General features: G+C 32.8%; 20 protein-coding genes and 1 CRISPR repeat array (1 of these 21 only partly in view). Of the genes, 2 read left to right on the top strand and 18 right to left on the bottom strand.

Annotated features, from left to right (window positions below; genetic code table 11):
- Nucleotides 1-2153: direct repeats of the CRISPR family, unit length 35 nt; unit sequence GTCGCAATCCCTTTTTAAGTAGGGCAGGTTTCAAC; it reaches 1638 nt to the left of the window's first position.
- 413 nt (nt 2154-2566) lie between these two features.
- From cas2 (F1847_RS08230) to F1847_RS08145, 18 genes are all read right to left on the bottom strand, one after another.
- Nucleotides 2567-2812, bottom strand: coding sequence for a CRISPR-associated endonuclease Cas2 (gene cas2, locus F1847_RS08230; protein WP_168194307.1), 246 nt, complete (start codon nt 2810-2812; stop codon nt 2567-2569).
- A gap of 22 nt (nt 2813-2834) precedes the next feature.
- On the bottom strand, nt 2835-3710 hold the full coding sequence (gene cas1 / locus F1847_RS08225; RefSeq protein ID WP_150072576.1) for a CRISPR-associated endonuclease Cas1: 876 nt from the start codon (nt 3708-3710) through the stop codon (nt 2835-2837).
- Nucleotides 3711-3719: 9 nt separating this feature from the next.
- On the bottom strand, nt 3720-3980 hold the full coding sequence (cas2, locus tag F1847_RS08220; RefSeq protein WP_150072575.1) for a CRISPR-associated endonuclease Cas2: 261 nt from the start codon (nt 3978-3980) through the stop codon (nt 3720-3722).
- The gene (locus F1847_RS08215) at nt 3965-4645 is read right to left on the bottom strand and encodes a hypothetical protein (RefSeq protein WP_150072574.1); all 681 of its coding nucleotides are present in this window, start codon (nt 4643-4645) and stop codon (nt 3965-3967) included. The genes cas2 (F1847_RS08220) and F1847_RS08215 overlap by 16 nt, the downstream gene beginning before the upstream one ends.
- Before the next feature lie 409 nt (nt 4646-5054).
- A complete protein-coding gene (locus F1847_RS08210) occupies nt 5055-5645 on the bottom strand; it encodes a DUF996 domain-containing protein (RefSeq protein WP_150072573.1) in 591 nt (196 codons plus the stop codon).
- Nucleotides 5646-5689: 44 nt separating this feature from the next.
- Nucleotides 5690-6517, bottom strand: a complete 828-nt coding sequence (locus F1847_RS08205) for a hypothetical protein (protein ID WP_150072572.1) — start codon at nt 6515-6517, stop codon at nt 5690-5692.
- Nucleotides 6518-6575: 58 nt separating this feature from the next.
- Nucleotides 6576-7328, bottom strand: a complete 753-nt coding sequence (locus F1847_RS08200; protein ID WP_150072571.1) for a complement resistance protein TraT — start codon at nt 7326-7328, stop codon at nt 6576-6578.
- Nucleotides 7329-7338: 10 nt separating this feature from the next.
- Nucleotides 7339-8709 (bottom strand): CRISPR-associated CARF protein Csx1, encoded by a 1371-nt coding sequence (csx1, locus tag F1847_RS08195; RefSeq protein ID WP_150072570.1) that lies wholly within the window; start codon nt 8707-8709, stop codon nt 7339-7341.
- Nucleotide 8710: 1 nt separating this feature from the next.
- Nucleotides 8711-9625, bottom strand: coding sequence for a CRISPR system precrRNA processing endoribonuclease RAMP protein Cas6 (gene cas6 / locus F1847_RS08190; protein WP_150072569.1), 915 nt, complete (start codon nt 9623-9625; stop codon nt 8711-8713).
- Nucleotides 9622-10767: a type III-A CRISPR-associated RAMP protein Csm5 gene (gene csm5 / locus F1847_RS08185; RefSeq protein WP_150072568.1), complete on the bottom strand. Its 1146-nt coding sequence runs from the start codon at nt 10765-10767 to the stop codon at nt 9622-9624. The genes cas6 and csm5 overlap by 4 nt, the downstream gene beginning before the upstream one ends.
- Nucleotides 10754-11695 carry a hypothetical protein gene (locus F1847_RS08180; RefSeq protein ID WP_150072567.1) on the bottom strand — a complete coding sequence of 314 codons (942 nt, stop codon included), beginning with the start codon at nt 11693-11695 and terminating at the stop codon, nt 10754-10756. The genes csm5 and F1847_RS08180 overlap by 14 nt, the downstream gene beginning before the upstream one ends.
- A 31-nt stretch (nt 11696-11726) precedes the next feature.
- Nucleotides 11727-12464: a type III-A CRISPR-associated RAMP protein Csm3 gene (gene csm3 / locus F1847_RS08175; protein WP_150072566.1), complete on the bottom strand. Its 738-nt coding sequence runs from the start codon at nt 12462-12464 to the stop codon at nt 11727-11729.
- A gap of 35 nt (nt 12465-12499) precedes the next feature.
- Entirely contained in the window at nt 12500-12973 is a 474-nt protein-coding gene (csm2, locus tag F1847_RS08170) for a type III-A CRISPR-associated protein Csm2 (protein ID WP_150072565.1), read from the bottom strand.
- Entirely contained in the window at nt 12960-15539 is a 2580-nt protein-coding gene (cas10, locus tag F1847_RS08165) for a type III-A CRISPR-associated protein Cas10/Csm1 (RefSeq protein WP_150072564.1), read from the bottom strand. Before cas10 ends, csm2 begins: the two co-directional genes overlap by 14 nt.
- Nucleotides 15540-15604: 65 nt before the next feature.
- Nucleotides 15605-17083: an SAVED domain-containing protein gene (locus F1847_RS08160; protein WP_150072563.1), complete on the bottom strand. Its 1479-nt coding sequence runs from the start codon at nt 17081-17083 to the stop codon at nt 15605-15607.
- Entirely contained in the window at nt 17070-17888 is an 819-nt protein-coding gene (locus tag F1847_RS08155; RefSeq protein ID WP_150072562.1) for a hypothetical protein, read from the bottom strand. The genes F1847_RS08160 and F1847_RS08155 overlap by 14 nt, the downstream gene beginning before the upstream one ends.
- Before the next feature lie 36 nt (nt 17889-17924).
- Nucleotides 17925-18623, bottom strand: coding sequence for a hypothetical protein (locus F1847_RS08150; protein WP_150072561.1), 699 nt, complete (start codon nt 18621-18623; stop codon nt 17925-17927).
- Nucleotides 18620-19072 carry a hypothetical protein gene (locus F1847_RS08145; protein WP_150072560.1) on the bottom strand — a complete coding sequence of 151 codons (453 nt, stop codon included), beginning with the start codon at nt 19070-19072 and terminating at the stop codon, nt 18620-18622. The genes F1847_RS08150 and F1847_RS08145 overlap by 4 nt, the downstream gene beginning before the upstream one ends.
- A gap of 248 nt (nt 19073-19320) precedes the next feature.
- Here F1847_RS08145 and F1847_RS08140 point away from each other — a divergent pair, with 248 nt between their 5' ends.
- Complete coding sequence (locus F1847_RS08140; protein WP_150072559.1) at nt 19321-20418, top strand: Xaa-Pro peptidase family protein; 1098 nt, start codon at nt 19321-19323, stop codon at nt 20416-20418.
- Between the two features lie 25 nt (nt 20419-20443).
- Nucleotides 20444-22462 (top strand): ferrous iron transport protein B, encoded by a 2019-nt coding sequence (gene feoB / locus F1847_RS08135; RefSeq protein ID WP_150072558.1) that lies wholly within the window; start codon nt 20444-20446, stop codon nt 22460-22462.
- The last annotated feature ends 2 nt before the right edge of the window (nt 22463-22464 follow it).

Genomic DNA, 22464 nt, shown 5'->3' with positions numbered 1-22464 from the left:
TTTCTATATTAAAAAAATCTTGTATTAAGTCTATACCAGTCGCAATCCCTTTTTAAGTAGGGCAGGTTTCAACCCAAATAGAAAAATAAAAAAAATTAAAATAAGAGGAGGTGTAGACATGTCGCAATCCCTTTTTAAGTAGGGCAGGTTTCAACAGAGGCAAGCCATTAAGCTTGCCTCTTAATCTTTTTTTAATGTCGCAATCCCTTTTTAAGTAGGGCAGGTTTCAACTTTTTACTAAACCTGAAACCTTGAATAACCTTAAGTCGCAATCCCTTTTTAAGTAGGGCAGGTTTCAACAGATGAAAGACTTTCTTTATCGAACTTTGAACCTCGATAGTCGCAATCCCTTTTTAAGTAGGGCAGGTTTCAACAATAATATAGAGATTGAAAAATGCTAATAGAAAAAGAAAAATTGTCGCAATCCCTTTTTAAGTAGGGCAGGTTTCAACCGGTTAAATAGCTTTGAGTTAAAAAGATTTCTGAAAAGTCGCAATCCCTTTTTAAGTAGGGCAGGTTTCAACAAATCAAAAAAAAAGGAGGTAAGTTATGAGAGGATTTTAGTCGCAATCCCTTTTTAAGTAGGGCAGGTTTCAACTAGCTACTCCGTTATGGTTATATCTTGATAGTTTTTTGTCGCAATCCCTTTTTAAGTAGGGCAGGTTTCAACTTTGAGAAAGCCAATAAAATGAAAAGCTTTCTTTACGTCGCAATCCCTTTTTAAGTAGGGCAGGTTTCAACTAAAAGACTCTCTTTTCGTAACTTTTGAGAAAAAGTGTCGCAATCCCTTTTTAAGTAGGGCAGGTTTCAACAAATTAGATAACTTTTTGATAAGCTTTATTGTTTATAATGTCGCAATCCCTTTTTAAGTAGGGCAGGTTTCAACCTGAAATAGAAATAGATGATCAATTTATCAAAAGTTTAAATGTCGCAATCCCTTTTTAAGTAGGGCAGGTTTCAACTTTTAAAAAATAAAAAATAAAAAGAATAAAAAATATAAGTCGCAATCCCTTTTTAAGTAGGGCAGGTTTCAACATATATATGGTTTAGGTTGGTATATGGTATATAGAAGAGATCTAGTCGCAATCCCTTTTTAAGTAGGGCAGGTTTCAACTATTAAAATATAATTTTGTAATATTAAAAGATATAGACTTGTCGCAATCCCTTTTTAAGTAGGGCAGGTTTCAACACTGAAAAGTCCCAAAAGATGAAGTCTTACATCAAAAAAGCTTGTCGCAATCCCTTTTTAAGTAGGGCAGGTTTCAACCTTTAAGCTAATAAAAAAAGAAAAGTATAGTATACCATTGTCGCAATCCCTTTTTAAGTAGGGCAGGTTTCAACAATAATCCATATTTATTTAAAATAAAAGAAATACTCGGTCGCAATCCCTTTTTAAGTAGGGCAGGTTTCAACATAAAAGAGATAGAAATACCAATAAATGAAATATTGAGTCGCAATCCCTTTTTAAGTAGGGCAGGTTTCAACAATGACTTGAAAAAAATTAAAAAAAAATAAAAAATATAGTCGCAATCCCTTTTTAAGTAGGGCAGGTTTCAACCTAAAAAAAGGAGGAGGTGTAAAATGAAAGGTTATTATGTGTCGCAATCCCTTTTTAAGTAGGGCAGGTTTCAACCTAAAAAAAGGAGGAGGTGTAAAATGAAAGGTTATTATGTGTCGCAATCCCTTTTTAAGTAGGGCAGGTTTCAACTTTTGTACCCAATCAAACACTAAGCACTATTGCTAAGTCGCAATCCCTTTTTAAGTAGGGCAGGTTTCAACATCAAAAATTCTAAAATATCAAATATCAATAATCTTTTTGTCGCAATCCCTTTTTAAGTAGGGCAGGTTTCAACATTTTAGGGGTTTAAAAAATTAAAGCCCCCAGTAGGTGTCGCAATCCCTTTTTAAGTAGGGCAGGTTTCAACCAGAAATACTAAATACAATAAAAATGAAATACAAAGTCGAGTCGCAATCCCTTTTTAAGTAGGGCAGGTTTCAACAATAAACAAGAACAGGAACTTTAGATTTAAGATAAGAATTTCTAGTCGCAATCCCTTTTTAAGTAGGGCAGGTTTCAACAAAACAAAAAAATTTAAGGAGGAGGAGGTAAGAAATGAAGTCGCAATCCCTTTTTAAGTAGGGCAGGTTTCAACCCTAACTACTTAAAACCTTGATTTTATCAAGGTTTTTAAAATTTAGTATAAAACTAATTTTTACAAAACAGCCCCTCGCAACCCGCATGAATTCTAACCTCCAGAGCCAGCGATACAAACTTTTTCTTACATAAAATCAATAACTTATAAATATACCTTTTACCTCTTCTAACTGCGATTGAAACTCAAAAACACAGCCTTTAAAACCACCTTTTGTAATCCACATAATTACTTGCTTGTAAGGTAGCCTGTTTTTCATATAGTTGTTTACTAAATATACTTACATACACCCTTAACCAAACCACACCAGCCCCATAATTTTCCCTTGAAACTTTTGCCTTTTCACCTGCCCTGCCCGGCTATTCTATTGTCAAAGAACAACCTTTATTGTTTAAATATTAACACAAAAATTTTTAAAAAACAAACCTCATTTTTTCCCAATCTGTCCCGATTTTTAGTATTTTACCCTTAGAATTTATTCTAAACACAGAAATTCTAAAATTTTTTTCCTCTTCCTCTTGTAAAATCTTTATTAATTTTTCAAAATGTTCTAAACTTTCGAATACACTCCACTGGACATGAACTCCAACTTTTTTCAGGTTTTTTCTAACTTTATTTCTTACTTTTTCAGTTTCATAATCATAAAGGATTACTCTCACATATAACCCCCATTTATACCGTTTAAAATTCAACCCCTTCAAACTCTATTAAAAACTCTTTTAAAAGCTCTAAGAGGTTTTCTTTTATGTTGCTAAATTCAGTTAGCACTTTTGCAATAGATGATTTTTTTAACATTATACAATCGTCTTTTTTCATAAAATCATCCGAAGTTATAAGTTTGTTTAGTAAAATTTCTCCGCAAAAATGGGTAAGCTTAGGCCGGATTATTTCCATAAGGTCGGAAGAAAAAGCAGCATGAGAACCTCTTTTAGAATGAAGAAAAGAAATATACGGATCAAAACCTTTTAAGAGAATAAGGGCGGTTGATAAATTGTATCCAAGGGTATAAATAAAACTTAATAGTGCGTTTACTTCATCCTTGGGTGGATGATAGTTCCTTTCTCTAAAAGTGAATGAGGTAGGTCTAATCATTTCTTCAAATTTTTGAAACATCAGTTTAGAGACCTGACCTTCTAAACCCAGTAAAACTGCATAATCACTTACCTTCTCCACTTTTACTTTAAAATGCTCAAGATTAATATCAAAAGTATATTCTATTTCCAGACATTTTCTCTTAATCAAATACTTTGCAATATCAAGTCTTTTTAAAAAATAAAGTCCAACCTGTTTTAATCTTCTTTTTGTTGTTTCACTGCCGATAGGAGGTAAAATCTGGGCTTTTATTTGACCGTATATAGTGAGCAAAAGGATAGGAATTTGTTTTTTCATACAAAGAGATATGGCATCGGAGGTAAGCTTTACTTTGCCAAAAATAAGAATGCCATCTATATTAGAAAGAGGGATACTACTTTCTGTATGAGCGGTTTTAATAAATAGTCTCTCAGCCTTTCTACTTAGTTCTACATAGTGGTTGTATATAATAACTGTTTGCTTCATAAAAAACCCTTAAAAAACAAAAATTTTCCAGGGCTCAAGTGGATAGCCTTTAAAAACTTCTGGGGGGTCAACAGGATAAAAAAAGACTCTATCTGTAGTTTTATCTACCAGTTTTGAAATCTCTTCGTAAAGGAAACCTATCAGGTTTTCGTCTGCTTCAGGTAGATAAAATGCGCTGTATTGAATGCGATAGCCAAATTTTTGTAAAATTCTTGCAACTTTTAATCTTTTCTTGTGCTCTGAGATGTCATAAACTATAAGATAACCCATATTAAGTCCCTGCTAACCCCGGTTTGAATTAAGTTAAAGTAAGGAATTTTTAATAATGGTTTAGCATGTTTCCAAAGTAGAAAAGAAAGAAAGCTTCTTGCTATACAAGCTTCATCTACAAGTCTTTCCCCTAAGAGTAAGTCTGTAGTAGATTCAAAGATAGTAAAAATAAAGGCAGGGGCAAAAAAGAAGTCATCCAAAAAATCCTGTCCATAAATATAGTCTATGATCTTAGGTAAAGAAGATGGAATCCCGATTTTTGTAAAAAACAAGGTGGTTAATATGGCACAAGCAATACTGTAATATTTATAATATGCCTCAATTAAGAGAGAAACCTCTTTAATAAGAGCTTTAAAAGGTATAAATTCATTAAAGGTTTTACCGTAAAGTTTATGTTCTCTATATTTGAGGCCTAAGATAGAAATCGTTCTGATTTCTTCTCTTATTTTTTCGCGGTTTTTAAGATATTTTGCCATTAAAGAATTTTCAATCTCCGGAGATCGTTTAAAATTTAAATAATATCTGAAATATTTTTCTTCTTTGTTTATAACAATTATTTGCCTTTTCCCTACATTAACTATATCTTTAGTAAAACTTATAATAGAAATTACTTCATGGGAAAACTCTACCTTCTGCCCATAGTATACGATTACTTTTCCCTTCATCTTTAGGCTTTTTTTTTTGGGTTCTTAATTAATTAAAAATGAGTAAAATTGATGAAATCTGACAGAATTTTTAACCAAATATAGAGGTTTCAACTTTTTATCTCGTATTTAGCAAAGAGGGGTGGTTGGGTTTTAATGATTGTGTGTGGAGGGTAGGAGGAAGAAGAAAGGTAAAAAAGACACTATAACCTTAACATTGATAACTGGATTAAGACTCTTTTTAATCAAGCAATAAGGATTTTCTGCAATAATTCTTTTGCCATAATATACCAAGCTAAAGGATTTAACTAAAGATTTTTTAAGTGCTGTGGTTATGGTAGATAGACTACCTATAGCACCTGAGATGTGTTTTGGGTTAGATTTGAAATAAAATAAAAATAAAATCATTTTTAACCTATTTTATCAGGGTTTAGGTTTTTTCCGACAAGGATTTTGAAGTTATGTCTTCAGGTATTGTAAAGAAACCGATGGCAATCAATACAAAAGCTATTAAATCAGCTAAAGTACTAAGAAAAACTACAACAAATAAAATTGCACTAATAAAATAAAGAAGCCCACCATACCGAAACAGTTTTATCTTAGTATATTCATAAAGTAAATCCATTGCCTTTTTAAAGTAATATGAACTATAAAGATAAGAAAGATATAAAACTATTATAAAAATTATCGGTATGTTATTTATAGTAGGCTTTTCTTCCAAAGAAATTTCCATTAACTCAGTAAACAAAGATGACAGAGATGTCCCTGTGATGACCCCTGCGATTAATAAAACCAATAGCGCTAATGTTATCCCTGCAAGTATTATTACAAAGGATTTTAAAATATTTTTAAAAAGGCGTTTATCATTGAAAATATCTGACATTATATTTAAAGAAATTAGTAAAAGCACAGAACCAACAATCCATAAAATTATCTCAACTTCAGGCAAAAAGGCTGTTAACGCTAAAAGTATAGAACTAATAACACCAAGTATTTTTGCATTAGAAAGCCTTTTTTCCATCTTTTGCCCCCTTTAAAGAGTATTTTTCAGGAAGCTCAACCTGCTTAATTAGGCTTTTTTTCTAAAACACTCGGAATTAGATTTCTTCCTTTAGGTCCAAATTCTTTTTCGATCCAAATGATTAAGTTTCTTATGTTTTCATATAAAAGAACACGGTAATCAATCGCAACCTTTTGGTTAAGTTCTTCATTTAAGAATCCTGTCATATTTTCTAAAGAAGAAACAATTTCCTCTTTGCTGGTGTTTTCTTTATAATCTTTTATTATCAACGATGAAAAATTCTTCTCAAGATGATAAGGAGGACAGACAATTTTCATATACCCTGTAAACCCTTCTACATAACAAAAAGGTTGCTTCTCTTCTCGGTCTAAAATTTTAATTATTTTGTCTCTATTAGACTTACCACTTTGGTAAACATACATTTCATGAAACATTAAAAATCCTAACCCATCACCGTAAATTCTCTTTAATACTGCTACTTCTTTTACGTTGCCATCTAAAAACAACAAGGTAAATTTGTTTGGATTTGCTTTTTCTAAAGGAGTTTTAGGATAAATACGAAATATCTTGCCTTCATACCAATCTTTTTTTCTAAAAACAATTTTGTTAGCCTCAAGATACTTGTTACGACAATTTTCCACTTTTTTGTAAAGCGTATAATAAAGATTTTTGTCTTCTTCGCTTAAATACTTAAAAGGTTTGTCTATGTTTTTTAAAATTAAATCTGCAGTTCCTCCAACCGCCGCCGTACAATCCTCTAAACTTATTTCCTCTTTATTTTCACTTTTAAAAAACCAAGCAAAACTCTTTGAAAAAGAAACAAAGAAAAGAAAAAAGCTAAACATAAACGCAATGAATACTTGCTTCTTCATAACCTTACTTGCCTCCTTCCTTTTATTCTGTAGTCTTAATCCGTAGTCTAATCAGTGCTTAGAAAATTCCTGCTATTTGCAATGCAAGCATTCTCGTTACTTCTCTTGCAGCCTCGTCCCTTTTTAAGTTAGTTTGAGTAGCCGTTACGGCAAGTTTTGTTCTGTAAATCTGATAGTTTTTCTTATACTCTTGTTCTGTAGTAATAACCGTAGAAGTTCCTTGAGAAGCATTGGTTACGACTTTACCTACAACTGGTTTATCTGTCCTTTCCATTATTTGAATGTCTACTACTCCTGCAAAGGTTTCAATCTTTATCGCAGAACCGATCAAAGCACCTCCAACATAACCAACACCTGCACCAATAGCAGCAAGGATTAACGCATCAACATCCCTTCCTCCAGCAAGACCTCCTGCAACAGCACCTGCCAAAGCACCACTGGTTGCCCCATCTTTTGCCGCTGTTTTCCTGTAATAGTCAAAGTAAAGCACGTTTGTCTGGAGGATATAATCTGCTTGAGCAGGATCGTTTACTACATTATATCCCTTGCTTGCTAAGTTTTGAGCAATAGCTTCTTTTAAAACATTAGTATCGACTTCCTGTAGTTGAGAAGTATTTCTTACGTCAACAAAAACATTCCTGTACTGCAATTTTTTTGTTACGTCAAGAAAAATGGTATCGCTCATTTTGTAGTTGGTGTAAAGGTTGCGATACTCAATAGCTTCAGGAATGGTTGCACAACCTGTAAGTTGAAAAATAAAGAATAAGATTAACAAAAGACTGATAAATTTAGAAAAACCTCTGTTTCTCATAAACACCCCCCTAATTTTTAATTAAAATTTCTTCTATCTTTTGCAGTTCCGTTTTATTATATTTTATAAATAGGGTTTCTTCATTTTTTCTGACATAAACACAATTTCTTTCAAAACCGCAATGAGCAAGAAAATTGCGGTCGTTTATTTTGTCGCTTTCTCCTTTAATAAATTCTCGCAGGAGTTTGTAGTCTTCGGTAATCAAGTGGTTTATTCCTCCTCTTTCCGGTTCCTTTTCAAAGGTATTGTTTATTTCATGAGAGAGATATGGGATGTTTTGAATTAATCCAAAGCATCGATAAAGGCTATCATTACCTAAAAACTTACTTTTAATTTCGGTAAGGGAAACTTCTTCTTTTTTAAAAATGTTATAAGTTTGTAAAACTCTAACTATTCCTTTATAAAGAGATAACATAAGAAAAGCACTACTAAATAGGTTGAAATCTAAGTTTGGTGTCGTTTGGTAGTTTGCAGTCAATCGGTCTTTTACTAAAGTTGATATAACAGAGATACCTTCTTCAATTTTTTCTTCTGGATGGTATTCCCAGGTATAGAGTACAAGTGGGGTATTGTTTTTGATAGCTGAGTAAAAGAAATAACCATAAGAAAAAAGTTCGTTTAATAAATTTTTCTTTTTTCGTAATTCTTTAGCTTCTCCGGTCAAAAGTTTAGCAAAAGCACCGTATCCATCATTAAGGCTGTTATTATGAGGAGTTTCTGGATAATGGAAAAACGCTTTTACCTTTAAAGGGAATTTTTCGCGAATCATAAACTTTCTATCATATGGAGGTAAAATCGGGTCAGAGAAAGTTATATAAACTTGAAGATCGTCGTTCTTAGAATGAAAGTTCTGGAGTTTGTAAAAGGTGAAAAATAATCTCCCTGCTTCAAGAAGGGCTGAAACATATATATTATGTCCGCTTGAAATATCAAGGTAAAGCTCTGAAAAAGGCTCTTTTTGATAGCGAGAAACCAAGTCTATAAAAATTTCAAGGATAAGGTCTTCTAAAGTGGCGAAAAAGTTAATCCCTTCATATTGTCCTATGCTGTGAATTATTATAAAATCATCAGCTATTTTTGAATGAGGATGTTCCATAAAGTATTTACGAGGATTTACGAAATAATTTTCTGGGTTAGTTAAAATATTGTTTATTGTATTTTTTAAAACCTCAGGAAATTGGGTATTGTTAAGAAAAGATTTGTTTATTAAAAGACTTACTGGATAAATAAGAATTACCTTAGATTTTTCTTTATTTTCTTCAAAATGTTCTTTTAAAACAAAAGAGCTAAGCTGAGCAGAATATTCTTTATCTTTATAAAAAAAATTAATGTTTTCAAAACTTTTTGCATCAAGCCTTCCTATCTGATAAATTAGCTTCATACTACTCTCCTGAGGTTAGGATTTTATATTTTCCAAGCCCAAAGGAGGTATTTTTACCTGCATGGAATATCTCCCCTGCCTTAAGCAAGGTATAAAAAGGGCTAAGTTCTCCAGCAAAGGTTATATCTCCTATTAGGCCCCCGAGAACCATCCTACGGTTCTGTCTATAAGAATATCGCTCCCAATCAAACCATTTAAGGTTTGATTGAACTGTTTTTATCTTTTCCGCAAGATTTATTAACCCTTTAACCGGTATCTCTGGTATGTTTTCAGAAACATGAAAATAGTATAAAATGGTAATCCTTCTTAAAAGCGCTCTTATAATATGATGAAATTCTAAGTTTTTTACCAATTTTTTTCCGTAGATTAGTCTTAAAGGTGTAAGAAGTTGCAAAGTAAGCTCAGAAATAGACGGATGGTTACTGTTAAGGTCAAAGGTTATAGACTGTTTAAAGATACCCGTAGAGGAATAGTTAGTAATAAAAAATTTCCTATTGCCTTTTCCTATTCCATGTTCTCCTGCTAAACGCATAGCAAGAATAAAATGAGGTTCGTAAGCTGTAGCCTTTCCAATTAGAACGATTTTAATAGAAAAGGTTTCGCCTTTTTTGTATAAAGTTTTTTTTTCTTCTGGTGGTTTTATAACAAAGGGATGAGGTATAGAAGGATATTTGTGCAAATTAAAAGGTAGAGGCTTCTCAGGATTAGGTATGGTTTCAAAAATATAGGCATAGTAGCAATTTAGATAAAGAGGACATTGACGACAATCTTTGTAGGTTTTTAACACACAAAGAGCTTTTCTTAAAGTCCTTCCTATAACCCCTCTAAAAGAGGACCCTTTAAAAGAGGGTAAATAAAGTTCATCTTCCGGCTCACAGTCAAGGTTTAAAATTTTATAGGGTATTTCTACTATCATACAATCTTCTCAAAATAAAGAATAGCCCATCCAAAGGGCATAGCATTTGATATATCTTGTTTTCTTTCACTTGCAAGCCAGATGGTCGTTGGTGATGTGCTATATTCTTTTCTCCCTCCAGCTTTTTTGATTAGGATTTTTCTTATACCCTCTATGGTCATAGCCTCTGCACCGGAATGTTTACCAAGTTTGATAAAAACAGCTTTCTTTTCTTTAATTTGGGTTTTATGAAAAGGGTTTAACACAAACATTTTAAAGTTTAAGTTTTTATGAAGCTTATACTCTTTTTCTAAGATAGATATAAAATGTTTATGTATACTGTTTTTAAGTTCATCAAAATTAATTTTATCTCTATTTGTAGCTTGTGTTATTTCCATAGTGCCTTCAAAATAAGCCCCTGGAGGAATAACCTCTATAGGAAGGGTAAGTCTCCCCTTAGGTTCTCCTTTTTCTTTACTAACGTTTACTTTATATAAAATTTTAGTATCTATCGGGTTTTTAAGATTTAAGTCAGAAATTTTTAACGACCCAAAGGGGTCTTCTGAAGGGTTGTTATATTTTAACAAATTTTTTTCTAATTCATTGAATAATCCGTTTATTTCTTTAGGACGAGTGTTTACGTTGATCTGGGATATCTTTTGGGCTAAATCTTTTATGCTTTTTTCTTCTATCTTTTGTCTTAGTAAAGCCTCTAAATAACCTGTTCTTAAAGTGCCTTTGAGGGAGCTTCCTGGTATTATAGGTTGGTCTGTGTAAGGGTTAAAATAAGTTCTTGGGATTTCAAAATTGTTAAAATTTTGAATAATATCTTTTTGAGGTAATTTTAAGACTTCTTCATATCTTTTAGCAAGCTCAGAAGGTATAGCATATTGTTTAATGTTAGAGAGTCTTTTAACTCTATCTTTTATCCGATAGGCATAAAATTTATATAAATCCACTAAAGCAGATACATCTTTTTTGTTTGAGATTTTGTTAAGCTCAGTCCTTTCTTCTGGAGATAACTTTTCTAATAAGTCGAAAAGATTAAACTTTATTAAAATTTGTTTCTGGCTGTCTATTACAAATTCAAGAGGAGAAAATACTTCATCACATCCTATATGAATAGGGCTTAAAACTTCGATGGTTATTTTATATTTTTCCATGATTTACCTCCACAGGTATAACCAAAGAGTATCCTTGTGTTACTGCCTCTTCTAATATAGAGGAGACGTTAAATATAGCCCTTCCTATGTAGGCTTTCTTTTCAAAATTTTCAGGAATTAGTATAGCTCCTTCATCGGCTAATAAAACCGGAGCTTTAAAGGGATTAGCAGAGGAGCTCAACACATCACCATGTCTTCCAAAACGTAAAAAAGGCTCATAAAATATTTGAATATATCTAACCTTTTCCTCAGGAAGGACAGGTGATAGCGTATAGTAAGCGTTTTCAGTGTTTTTAATTTGAGAATAAAAATTTATTTCTTTATAGTTTACAACTTCAAATTTTCCCCAACCAGCCGTAGCATCTTTTCCAAACCCAAAACTTCCTATTCTTCTTAGAGCCTCAACTACTCCTTCAATAGGAAGGTCTTCTCTTACACCAACAAAAATTGCAAGCTCTGTCATATACCAGGTTTTAGGCACAACAAAGGGAGCAAAACCACTTCTACTTGTTGTGCCAGAAAATCTATTAATCGTACACCTAACCTGTTCATCTTCACTCAAAATTGTATCCAAGGGGGATATATATTCGATTTTGTTAAGAGGAGGGAGAGGTGGTTGGTAAACGAAATATTTTTGATTTTTTAAGTCTTTTCTTTTGCTTATTAAGTCATCTTCGGATAGATCGTATAAATAGTGTAACGGTAATGACGGTTTTTTGAGATATATTTTGCCATCCGTGTAGGGAAAAGCTGAAGAAATGATGCAAAATGGATTTGTTGAATATTCACTAAGTAAGGTATCTAAATCTTTACCCAGCAAGGTTTTATCATAAAGAATTTGCCAACAAAGCTGACCAAATAGGGTGTCACCTTTTAAAGGAGTTCCAAAGCCGGTTAAGGGTTTAATGTTTATTTGATAAGTTCTCAACTTACCCCTCCTAAGAACACTTTAACATTATTTAAGTAAAAAGTTGAATTTTATCGAATTTTTCTTTTATTTTTTCATCTTCAAACTCAAATTTTATTCTCCCATATCCTCTTGAGCCACAACCACCAAGGTAATCAAGTTCAAGAAGTTTCAACCCTTTTAATAGAGCCTCAAGAAGTTTTTCATCCTCTGTATTATAGATCTTTAAAGTAATCTGAAAATCAAACTCTGCTCCAGCAGGCACTCTTTCTATAAAACGAGGATGTTCTGCGGTTCCGGTTATTCTGTTTATACGGTTTTCGGCTTTTATTTCTGTAAACGGTAAACATTCATTGGTAATTTTTTTCTTAAAATCTTCGGTGAAGAAACAATCAGCAAAGGCAACCCTTGTTGGACCTATCTTTTTAAGAACATCTTCTCCTGAACCTGAAAGCCCAAAAAGTTTTAAAATGAGCGTTGCTTTTTCTTTAATTTCGTTTGGGATGGAATTATTGTTTAAGAGTTTATGAGAGGTTATACCACCACTATTAGGATCGACATTTTCAGAATAAGTAGGAAGTCCAAGATAATATTCAAGTAAACTTCTAATTTTTCCTTTTAAGCTTGACCCAGGTATATAGGGCTCGTTTGTGAGGGGATTTTTAACTACTAAGTTATCAACCCCACCGATATGCATTTCAGTATTACCTGAACCGATGTGCAAACCGGTTAAAAGTTTAATTTTACCTTTAATTTGATAAATTTTTTGAAGTTGAAGTGTTTTTTCCATGCTTAACCTCCTTTTTTTCTAATTATAATCTTGTGTTAATCATCCTTTCTATGATAACGATAAAATCCCATAAAAGCCTCAAAGAAGTTTTTAAACACTTCAAAATCTTCCCAAGTTTCAATTTGATTTAGACATTTTTCTATCATGTCTTTAAAGGCGTCGTTTATATGTTTTCTTCCTAAGGAATAGTAAGCTTTAGCTCTCAGTAATTTTATATAAGGTAAAAATTGAGGAAAACTTTCTTTTGTTACCTTTAAACGGTCGTAAAATAATAAAATTTCATCATAGAACTTACGTAATTGAGACCGTTTATTGCGTTTTGTATCTTTACTAATAATTTCAGAACATTGGTAGGCTATATCAGAAAAAAGTAAAGGGTTTACCAATCCTTCTTTTTTGTTTTCCCAAAATTTTATTTCAGGCAACGGTTGGGTATTTTCTTGTTGCCTTCTGTCTAAGTTCTGTCTTTGATTGAAACTTTGATTGTTTCTAAATTTACTTTGAGTCATATCCTGCCCTCCTTGTAGAGTATAGTATTTGCCAGAGAGGCAATCTAAAAGCCTCTCCGTGTTTTTCTAAAGCGTTTTTAATTTTTATTATAAAATCTTCCATCTTTTGTGCTCTTTCCTCTTTTTTTAATAACCTTTTTTTATCAAAATTTCTGACAGTAAAATAATAAAATAAACTCGGCCATAAAAGATTTTCTAACTCCTTTAAGTCAATCTTTGAATTTGTGTTTTTATCTGCCATACTTATCATTCTTTTAGCTTCTTCAACCATTTCAAGGATTTGGTTGAGTTTGTACAAATAACTTCTACTCAAAATTTCTTTTTGGTTGCTACAAAGAGATATAAGATAATCTTTGAGATTTTCTAACTCGGGAATGTCTTCCCAGGATATACTTTTTCTAAAAATGTTTAATCTATTTTTCCCATCTTTTTTGGCTTGGGAAAGTGCGTTTTCTGTTTTTTCTGCAAGTTCAATAATCGGGAGGTTAGGTTTGGTAAGAACATATCCGGCTGATATGGTAAAAGCAGAATTATTACAAACATACTTCTTAAAAAGCTCGTTAACTTTTAAAGCAAAAGCATAGCACTCTTTCCATGGGCCTATAAAAAATAGGTCGTCTCCTCCGGAGAATACATTATATATTAATTTGTATTGGGTTTGACAAAGATAAGGTAAATAATAGGCAAAGAATAGGTTTAACATACGAGATAGAGTTAAATAACGAGAAAAAGTACGTTTGCTTTCAGGCAGTCCGCGATAGAAAATTGTTCCCAGATTATCTACATCTGCTTTAATTACTCCAAGTGCTTCTATTCCGTAAATCTTATTATCGTCCCCTTTGGTTAATGATTTTTTAGCAAGTTCCTCTAAGGTTAAAATTTCTTTGCTTTCTTCATCGTAGGGTACATAAGCATTAATAAACTTTTTAGCAAAGATGTCTTTATTGTTTTCTTTTTTATCCTTAGGTAAAGATAAATCCCAGATATGAATAAGGCCTTTTTCTGAGAGTAAACCTCGAATAACATCAGGGTTGTCTTCAAAGGTTATCCAGTATTTATTAAAAATAGGAATAGAATTTAACATGTTTTTATTTTTTTCAGTAAAAACTAAGATATATTTCTTTTTTACTAAAGACTCACCTAATTTTTTATGGTCATTACATAAACGACAAACGTGAATAATTTCCTCTTGTTCATCTTTTATGAATTTTTCTTGAATTTCAGCAGGTCTCTTATCACAAATCTTACAAACACCTGCTCCTGAAAATTTTTCAAAATAATTTTTTATCACGCCACCATATCTTAAAAGGTCAAATTTTTGGTACTTCTTTTCTTCGGATTTGCGACCTAAACGTTTCATGAGGTTATTGTATCCATTTTCATATAATAACTCTTCAGGTTTAGCCTCTGTATATACTAAACCTATGGAGGCTTCTCCAAAATAATGGTCGTAAAACCAATCGTTGATTTTTAGCTCTAATTCTTTAAGTTTAGTTTTTATTTCTTCTATATTAGGGACTAAAAGTAAAAATTTGCCGGCAGCAGAAAAAAGTAAATTGACAAAAGGCAAACCTAATTCTCTCAAAAGGTAATCAGCTACTAATTCTGTGTAAAGAGATACCATAAAAGAGCGGCCTCTTAAAATTTTGGCAGCCCATTTTCTTGTTTCTCCTCCAGAGGCAAAAATAAATTTTTGGATACCATAGAAATTGCCTTCTATAAATAGAAATTTTTCTTCTTTTCTATTTTGGACATGACTTTCTGAAAGGGTGTTGGTTTTTGTATGATATAAATATAACGTTGAGGCAAGGCTTGCGGTGAAATAAGCATGATCATAAAGCGAGATGTCAGTTGGGATTTTCTCGAACTTATTAGTAGAGGAGATTCCAACCGTTGCCGAAGGCACAAATAAAAAATATTCTAACATCAAAGTATTTAAACTTTCTAACCAAAGTTCAGGCCTACCTTTTTGAGAAGAAAGCTGTTTGAATTTTTGGATGAAGTTTTCCCAGATATTTTTATATTTTTCTTTGGAAACCATCTTCCCAATTCTATCGGTTGGGAAAATACTTTCAGGTTTTAATTTATCAAGGTTGTAGGCAAATTTGTAGTTCTCTAATTTCCCTTCTTTCCATTTATTGTCTAAACTAACATCCTCAAAAAGACTTAGGAGTGGGACATCTGCTGAGGTTTCTCCTTTTTCAGGATTGGTTTCTTCTATAAACCTTCTCCTTTCGTATCCACTACTTAATTGATCGGCTTCACTAATGATTAATTGCCAAATTGACTCAGGTTTATGATGTTTAGCAGCTAAGTTAATAAGCGAATAATCTGCGTTTTCTTTTTGTAAAAAATAATTGGGGATAAATTCTTTTAAATCTTCTATAAATTTAGCAGTATATAGCACATGGTTGTGGGTGTAATATCCACTATAACTAGGCTGATATAAGTCACGATTTTTTTCTAAAAATTCAGCGGGCAATTTTTCTCCTGTTCTTTGATAAACTTTACCTAAGTCATGAAGTAGTGCAGCTAAAATGGTTTTATAAAGGATTGGATCTTTCATAAGACTACTCCTTTTAATAAACTTTTTGTTTTACTTTTTGTTTTATAAAAATCAGCATTTTTAACCTAATCTGACCTTTTTTCTCTAATTTTTCTTAAAAATTTAAAATCGATAACCGGTTGATATAAATTTTCACCTTTTTGAAAGTTGTAAATCTGGCCATCTACATAATGACCAAAGGCAAGCCCTATCATAAAAGCTACAACAACAGGACATGAGAAGAAAAAGTGATAACTATTAAAAGAATATTTTTCTCTGACATCTTGGATAAAGCTTGCAGCTTCTTTTGCCACTTCACGAAAAGTTTCTATCGGTAAATTTCCTTTAAACTCCGTTTCAAGAATAAGAAAAGATGGCTCTCTTAAAATTGAGGAAACATACTTTTTAACATCTGCGGTTGGTTCATGGTGAGAAAAGTTGAGCACAATCACTAAATCTTCTCCCTTTTTTTCAAAAGAAGGTTTTAAGTATTGATAAACCTTTAGCCTTTCTTTAAAGAATCTTGGCTCTTCGACCTTTATAGGATGGTATTTAGTTTCTCCTTCTATCGTTTGATAATGATAAAAAACAAAGGGGTCAAAATGAGAAAAAAGAACCCCAAAAGCAAAACCAAGGGAAACAGGCCCTCTTAAGCCTAAATGATAGGTTTTTATACCAGGCAAGCAGGTTTTTATACGGTCTATTTTTTCAGCAAAAGTTTTACAGGTTTTTTCCCAGTCTTCTTTAGAGTTAAGTTGTCCTGTGATTATATAAAAATTGTCTTCTTGAAGATTATAAAAAAGTTCAAGACCTTTTAAGATTTCAAACTCAGCTAAAACTTTAGTCCCTGTATAGGAATTTAAAAACATATTAAACTCTTCTTTTCCTGATGAGGTTACATAAAAAGGAATATCCCATCTATCGTTTTCAAGATAGGTTTTAATGGCGTTAAAATGTTTTACTTGTAATGGAGTTATTAGTCTAAGGTTATTTTGTTTAGTGTAATTTAATTTTTCTTTAATGTGGTCTACCTCTAAAAGGTCTCCTTTGGAATTTAAAGCACCTGTAAACCTTAAATCTTCTGGAATTTTAGCTATAGAAAGTGCTACCGCTAAAGGAAGCATAAAACTTTTCCCGGTAAAATAGGTTTCAAAAAAAACCGCAAAACTTGTTCCTAAAAATTTTTTTATCGTTAATAGAGGACTTCTTAATTCAGGAAGGTTGGTTATGATTTTAGAGGTTTCAGGAATAGCCAAACCTTTATAGGGTTTTACTGAAATTTTAGCCTTTTCTACCTCTTTTTCTACAAGCAAGACTTCAAAGATTTTTTCTTTAGCTGTAAGTATTTTTTGGGCATCAGAGTTTTTTATATTTAGGGCGCGAGCTATAATTTTGGGGCTAATAACATCCTTTAAACGTGTCTTTACATAATGTATTAACTCAAATTGGATTTTAGGAGAAAAAAGGTCCCACCTTAAAAATAAATCCTCTATGTATTCATCAAGCAGACCCTGCCAAAGAAACTTTAAAAGATGATCCTCTTCAAAGACTTCAAACCTGAACATCAAGCTCCTCCTCAAGAAATGAATAATCAAGAAGGGCTGGAAGGGGCTCTAAAATAAGTTTATCTTTTTTCAATTCTCCTTCAAAAAACTTTTGGCCTTTTATCCAGATAGAAACGTTTTTTCCTATAAATTCTTGGGGTAAATAAATAATTAGTCTCGCATAAGACTGAAGTTTTTCTATTAAAGCCAAAAAGTTTTTCCCTTTAAATACTTCTTTAGAAGAAGCTGCTTTTTGAAAGCAATATTCTTTAAAAGTTTCTTCTATAGAAGGAGAAAGCTTAATTATTTGAGGAGATTCTTCGTATTCTTCAAGTTTTTCGAGATAATTAAGAAGACTTGCCGTATTGAAAGGTGCAAGCCGTTGCATGACTAAACGAATGTATTCTCCTTGAAGGGTTTTAGGGATATTAGTTTTTTCTGCGTAAGATAGAAGCTTTTCTATATCTTCCATCTTCAATGTCCCTATTTTCTTTAGGAACTTGCTAACGAAAAGATCTTCTAAATAAATCCAAAACGGCAATGCTACCAATAAAGTTTTACTCTCTGGAATTCTCAAAAGAGGGGTTTCTTTTGAAAGCCAACCTAAAGAAATCTCTTCAGTTAGCACGACCGCTTTGTAAAGTTTTTCTTGATAAAAAGACATTTCTTCTACGATTACAAAATAAACGGGTGGCATAGCTTGAATAACCCTCAAGTCCCCAACCTTGACAGGTTGAGGATTCTTAACAGGTAGCAATTCAATTTCTTCGGATGAAATAGTTCTGTATAACTCAAAATCTTTTTTTATCTGGTCTTCCAAAGGCATAAAATTTATCCTTTTATAAATTTTAAAAAGGCACAGTTATTTCTTACTTTTTAATAAATCAAGTTTTTCACAAATTTCTGACTTAATAACCTCAAAAAATTTATAGGTATTTGTGTCCTCTAACAATTCTCTTACTAAAATTTCTTTAAGCTTAGGCTTTAATCTTTCCCATCTTTTATAAAAGGCATCTCTTTTTTCGGAGGTTTGATTTTTATGTTTATAGATATTCTTTAATATATACCAGCATAAGGTTTCAAGTTCTTTTTTGGTTAAAGATTGTTTTAAAGAAAAACTAAGATGTAGAAGGGTTTGGTCTTCTAAGTAATTAATAAAAACTTGGGGTATACTTTCTTCAAGCTTTAGTTCCTTTTCTTCTTGGTCTTTTTGAGAAAAAAGGTCCTCAAAGTTTACTTCTTTTTCCAATACCCTAAACCCTGAAGAAAGATGATAGTATATCAAGTTTACAACCATAGCAAAGAGATAGTTTTCGTGAATAAAGTTTAGACTAAGAAGGGTATCTTTTTGATATACGATTTTTACAAAAAGCTCTTGGGATAAAGCTTCAAGATAATCAGGACCATAATATTTAGCAAAAACTTTTTCTATATAAGAGGTAAAATGGGTTTTAAAAGCTCTTTTGAGCAGTTTCTTAAAGTCTTTCTTTAGTAATTCAAAATCTTTAGGTGAACACTGGTTGTTTAATAATTTTTGTAATATCGGTTTATAATCTTTCATCGTTTTGTAGTATCAGAAGAAGAGTAAAAATGGTTTACAATAAGTGTGTCTAATATTTCTAAATCTTCACAGCTTCCACAATAGATAAAATCAGAAAGTAGGTCTTCGGGAGATTTAAGGGATATACAAAGGGGTTTACCTAAAGGAGAAATGACATAAGAAGTATTATAAAAAGGAAATTTGGAACAAATTTTTTGTTTCTGAAAACATAGAGATAAATCGATTTTTAGAGGGGATATATAAGAGGCGGTTAGAAATACAAGTTTATAGTAACCTGTCTCGGCTTCTTTCCAAAAAATACAAGGACGGATTTTTTTAGGGTTGGAACTCCCAAGGCAGTTATAGACTTTGTCTAATTTTTTGAGAAGGGTATTAGGAATAAGGCCTAAATGTTTGCGAAAAGGCTGGTTTAATTCAAAAAATAAAGGCAAAGCCTTAATCTTTTTCATACGGCTTTTTTAAATATCAATCTTTTTATGTGATATTTTTTATATAATTTATAAAAATTTGTCAAGCATAAATTTTTGAGATTATGGTTATTATTTAAAAATAGATAGGAAATTCCCTTGCTTTCGTTTCAGTTTTTTCATAATTTTTTTAAATCTTGCAAAAATCATGATTTGCAGTAAATTTCTAAATTTAGATTGAATTTCAATTTTGACAAAAAGAAGTCAGAATTTGATAAAAGAGGGAAAAAATGGAAGAAGAAATAAAGGAAAGGTTGGCAAAAGTTCGGGCACAGTTTGAAAATTGGGGGGTAGAAGGGTTTCTTTTCTCCTCGCAAGCCAATGTATTTTATCTTTCTAATTTTAGGTCAACTAATGCTTATGTCTTGTTAACTAAGGAAGAGGCTTGGTTTTTGACTGACCCGCGCTACTATGAAAAAGCACAAAAGGAGCTTACAGGTTGGGAGGTTGTTGAGATAAAAGGGGACACACTAAAATTTCTAAGAGATGCTATCCGAAGGATAGGGATTAAAAGGTTAGGTTTTGAAAAGGACAAGGTAAGCTGTGCCTTTAAAGAGGGGCTTAGAACCAGAGGTGTTAAACTGGTGGGGATGTTTGAGCCTTTAAGCCAGCTAAGGATGATAAAGTCTAAAAAGGAGCTTGAGGTTTTAAAAGAAGGGGTAAAAAAGACAGATGAGTTGTTTTATAAAACCTTACAAGAGATAAAAAATTTCTTATCGGATGGGCTTGTTTTTACAGAGCTTACCTTAAGAGGGGTTTTGGTTTCTCATCTTTTTTCCTTAGGGGGAAAAGGAGAAAGTTTCCCTGCGATCATAGCTTTTGGTAAAAACAGCTCTGTTCCTCATTGGGAGACCTCGGAAAGTTCCCTTTCTAAGGAAGGGGTTTTGCTTTTAGACTTTGGGATGATGTGGAAAGGATATGCCACCGATTTTACCCGTACGGTTTACTTAGGAGACCCTCCGGCTGAATTTAAAAAACTTTATACTATACTTAGAGATGCTTGGTGGTTGGGTTTTGAGAAAGTAAGGGTAGGAGAAAGGATTGCTGAGATAGACCGGGTGATAAGAGAATATTTAGGGGAAAAAGGGCTTGCTAAGTATTTTATTCATGCTACTGGGCATGGGATAGGGGTTGAGGTGCACGAGGCACCAAGGGTGGTTTATACTGCAGATCCAAACTTAAGGATAGAAGAAGGGATGGTTTTTACGATAGAGCCAGGGATTTATTTTCCTAATAACTTTGGTATAAGGCTTGAAAACATGGTTTTTGTAGAAGAAGGAAGAGGAAAGGTAGTTTCTGAGGTCCCTTTAGATTTAATAATTATATAATTATTAAGTAAAAAGGACGGTTAAAATGAAAACGATAAGGGTAGCCTTGGTAGGTAATCCTAACGTAGGAAAAACAAGTATTTTAAACCATTTGGTAAGGTCTAACCTCAAGATAGGCAACTGGTCTGGGGTAACCGTTGAGAAAAAAGAGGGGAAAACTTTTTTTCAAGACTATGAGGTTTATTTTATAGACCTTCCTGGGGTTTATACTTTAGAGCAGGCGGTTTCTGAGGATGAAAAAGTAGCGGTTGAATTTTTGCTTTCAGGAGAGTATGACGTTATCCTTAACGTAGTAGAAACCCCAAAAATAGAAAGAGACCTTTATCTTACCTGTCAGCTTTTAGACCTGGGTAAACCTATGGTATTAGCCCTTAATATGATAGATGAGGCCCAAAAGTTAGGGATTTCTATAGACATAGAAAGGTTGTCAGAGCTCTTAAAGGTTAGGGTGATAAAGACCATAGGTAGGACAGGAGAGGGGGTAAAGGACCTTTTACCTGCGGTGGTTGAGGCTTATGAAAAAAAGACCATACCTTTTCAAATTTCTTATCCTCAAGAAATAGAAGAAAGGCTTAAAACCTTAAGCTTTTCCGAAGAAGAACCTTTAACCAAGTTTGAGAGGCTACGTTTGCTGGAAAAGCAATATCCAGAGCTAACGGATTTGATAAAAGACAAAAGGCTTAGTTTGACAAGAGGGGTGGCTAAAGAGGTAGTTAAACGCAAACTTATCCCAAAAGAAAATTTTACAGAAACTTTAGATCGGATTTTACTGCACCCGGTTTTTGGTTTTTTGTTTTTTTTCCTAATTATGTATCTTTTTTTTAAAATCTCTTTTGATTTTTCTAAGCCTATCATAGACTGGATAGACGGATTTTTACAAGACTTTTTGGCTCCTCTTTGTTATCAATTTTTGGAAGGGTTGGGGGTTTCAGAGTTTTTCAGAGATTTTATAGCTAATGCGTTTTTTGGTGGGGTAGGGGTGGTGCTTTCTTTTTTACCTTTGGTTGCGGTGATGTATTTCTTTTTAACCCTTCTTGAAACTTCAGGCTATCTTCCGAGGGTTTCCTTTTTGATGGATAGGTTTACCCATAAGATAGGGCTTCATGGACAAAGTGTTATTCCTCTTATCTTAGGGCTTGGGTGTAATGTACCTGCTATACTTGCAACCAGGACTTTTCAAGAAACTAAAGATAAACTACTGGTTATGGCTATGATTCCCTTTATTTCTTGTCCTGCAAGATTGGTGGTTTTTTCTTTCTTTGCCTTTACCTTTTTTCAAAACCCTGTGGGGCTTATTTTTGGGTTGTATCTTCTGGGTATTGTTTTTTCAGTATTAACAGGGTTTGTTTTAAGAAAAACCCTTTTGAAAAAAGAGTTATCTCATTTTGTGATGGACCTTCCTCCTTATAGGATGCCTGCTTGGAAGACTGTGTTTAACATAACCAAGGTTTATGTTAAAGAATTTATCTATAGGGCTGGGACGGTTATCTTTGCGGTTTCTCTTTTGGTGTGGTTGCTTTTAAACCTTCCTTTTGGAGAGAAAAACATAGAAAATACCTATGCAGCAAAGCTTGGCAAGGCTCTAAGCTATGTCCTTTCTCCTATAGGGCTTGGAGATTGGAGGATAAGCACTTCTGTCGTTTCTGGATTTTTAGCCAGAGAGGCTATTTTAAGTAATTTAGGGGTTATAGTTTCTGAAGAAAAGGAAAAAGCCTTTGAAAGGATAGACCCAAAAGAGAAGGCTAAAGAACAGTTTTTAAAATTAGGAGAGGCTTTAAAGCAAAGTTTTGCTTCCTTTTTAAGCTTTTTTCCTTCTTCTTTTTCGGTAGAAGAAGAGGAAGTAGGGCTTAAAGAAAGGATAAAAGGCCTTATAGATTTTAGGCAGGCTCTTTCTTTGTTGGTTTTTGTGTTGATTTACAACTCTTGTGCGGCAACGGTTATCACGATGGCAAGAGAAGGTAATCTTAGGTTTGCTTTAGGGTTTTTAGTCTACAGTTTTGTTTTAGCATGGTGGATTAGCTTTCTTGTTTTTAGATTAGTTTAAAA

The sequence above is a fragment of the Thermodesulfobacterium sp. TA1 genome (genome assembly GCF_008630935.1).
Classification (GTDB): domain Bacteria; phylum Desulfobacterota; class Thermodesulfobacteria; order Thermodesulfobacteriales; family Thermodesulfobacteriaceae; genus Thermodesulfobacterium.
The sequence above is the reverse complement of the archived record's forward strand: the minus strand, read 5'-3'. Positions and strand labels throughout refer to the sequence as shown.